This is a genomic window from Ornithinibacter sp. (assembly GCF_035443565.1).
In the GTDB taxonomy this organism is placed as follows: domain Bacteria; phylum Actinomycetota; class Actinomycetes; order Actinomycetales; family Dermatophilaceae; genus Fodinibacter.
This window is the reverse complement of sequence record NZ_DAORSO010000292.1, coordinates 1-1,868: the sequence shown is the minus strand read 5'-3', so window position 1 is coordinate 1,868 and position 1,868 is coordinate 1. Positions and strand designations below refer to the sequence as shown.

Genomic DNA, 1,868 nt, shown 5'->3' with positions numbered 1-1,868 from the left:
TTTGAACCTGCGACCCCTTGACCCCCAGTCAAGTGCGCTACCAAGCTGCGCCACAGCCCGTGGCTTGCCCCCTCGCGGGAGCGTCGAAACCATATCCCATGGCGGCCGGGGCGACCCAATCGCCCCGGCGCGCCCCGGGGTCAGCGGCGCGAGCGCTTCTCGCGCACCCGCACCGAGATCTCGATCGGCGTGCCGACGAAGCCGAACTCCTCGCGCAGGCGGCGCTCGATGAAGCGCCGGTAGCCGGCCTCGATGAAGCCCGACGCGAAGAGGACGAACCGCGGCGGCTGGGTGCCCGCCTGGGTCGCGAAGAGGATGCGGGGCTGCTTGCCACCACGCACGGGGTGCGGGTGGCCGGCGACGACCTCACCGAGGAAGGCGTTGAGCCGCCCCGTGGAGATGCGCGTGCCCCAGGACTCCAGCGCCACGTCGAGCGCCGGCACGAGCCGGTCCATGTGCCGACCGGTGCGGGCCGAGACGTTGGCCCGCGGCGCCCAAGGGATCTGCACGAGGTCGCGCTCGATCTCGCGCTCGAGGAAGTGCCGGCGCTCCTCGTCGGTGAGGTCCCACTTGTTGTAGGCGATGACCAGGGCCCGCCCGGCGTCGATGACCTGCTGGATGACCCGCACGTCCTGCTCGGAGATCGTCTCGGAGGCGTCGACGAGCACCACCGCGACCTCGGCCTTCTCCAGCGCCGTCTGGGTGCGCAGGGAGGCGTAGAAGTCGGAGCCACGCGTCTGGTGGACCCGGCGGCGGATGCCGGCGGTGTCGACGAAGCGCCAGTCGCGCCCGCCGAGGGTGACGAGCTCGTCGACGGGGTCGCGGGTCGTGCCCGCGACGTCATCGACGACGACGCGCTGGTGGCCCACGAGCTTGTTGAGCAGGGAGGACTTGCCGACGTTGGGCCGGCCGACCAGGGCCACCCGCCGCGGGCCACCGCGCTCGTAGGCCCCACCCATGGCGGAGAACTCCGGCAGCACCTCGAGCAGGGCGTCGAGGGCGTCACCGCTCCCCCGCCCGTGCAGCGCCGAGACCGGCCAGGGCTGCCCGAGGCCCAGGTTCCACAGGGCCGCGGCGTCGGCCTCGGTGCGCTGGTCGTCGACCTTGTTCGCGATGAGCACGACGGGCTTGCCGGCGCGGCGCAGCAGGCGCACGCAGTTCTCGTCGTCGTCGGTGGCACCCACGGTGGCGTCGACGACGAACAGCACGACGTCAGCGAGGTCGACGGCGATCTCGGCCTGCTCGGCCACCCGCAGGTGGATGCCGCGGGCGTCGATGGCCCAGCCGCCGGTGTCGACGAGGGTGAAGCGGTGGCCGAGCCACTCGGCGTCGTAGGCGACGCGGTCGCGGGTCACGCCGGGAACGTCCTCGACGACGGCCTCGCGCCTGCCGATGATGCGGTTGACGAGGGTGGACTTGCCGACGTTCGGGCGCCCGATCACGGCGACGACCGGCAGCGGGCCCGCTTCGGCCTCGGCCTCGAAGTCGTCGTCGTCACGGTCGAGCAGCGCACGGTCCTCGTCGCTGAGCTCGAAGTCCTCGAGACCGACGCGCAGGGCTCGCTCGACGGCTTCGGGGTCGGCGGTCGCGGTGGTCGGGTCCTCGGTACTCATCCCACCATTGTCCCCCACGTCAGGGGTGCATCAGTCCACGAGGTCGGGCGGCACGTCCGTCGGCAGCGGGATGCCGTGGCGGGCGGAGGCGGCGTGCACGTGCGCCACGAGGGCGGTGCGGATCTGTTCGGTCGCGAGGTCGAGGCGGGCCCGGCCGGGCAGCCCGTCGGGGAGGTCGAGGACGACCGGCTCCCCGAAGTCGACGACGAGTCGGGAGCGAAGGCGTGGCCAGGATGCCGCGAGCTCACCCGTGCG

The 1,868-nt window shown here is 72.8% G+C and carries 1 protein-coding gene and 1 pseudogene; both read right to left on the bottom strand.

Going from position 1 to position 1,868, the window contains the following annotated elements; genetic code table 11:
• Positions 1–140 precede the first annotated feature (140 nt).
• The gene (der, locus tag PLL68_RS14565) at positions 141–1,613 is read right to left on the bottom strand and encodes a ribosome biogenesis GTPase Der (RefSeq protein WP_324535312.1); all 1,473 of its coding nucleotides are present in this window, start codon (positions 1,611–1,613) and stop codon (positions 141–143) included.
• Positions 1,614–1,643: 30 nt separating this feature from the next.
• Positions 1,644–1,868, bottom strand: a pseudogene (locus PLL68_RS14560) (lysophospholipid acyltransferase family protein); the annotation flags it as partial.

Coding starts and splice junctions, on each gene's coding strand:
- der (WP_324535312.1), bottom strand. CDS start 1,613: ATGAGTACCGAGGACCCGACCACCGCGACCGCCGACCCCGAAGCCGTC.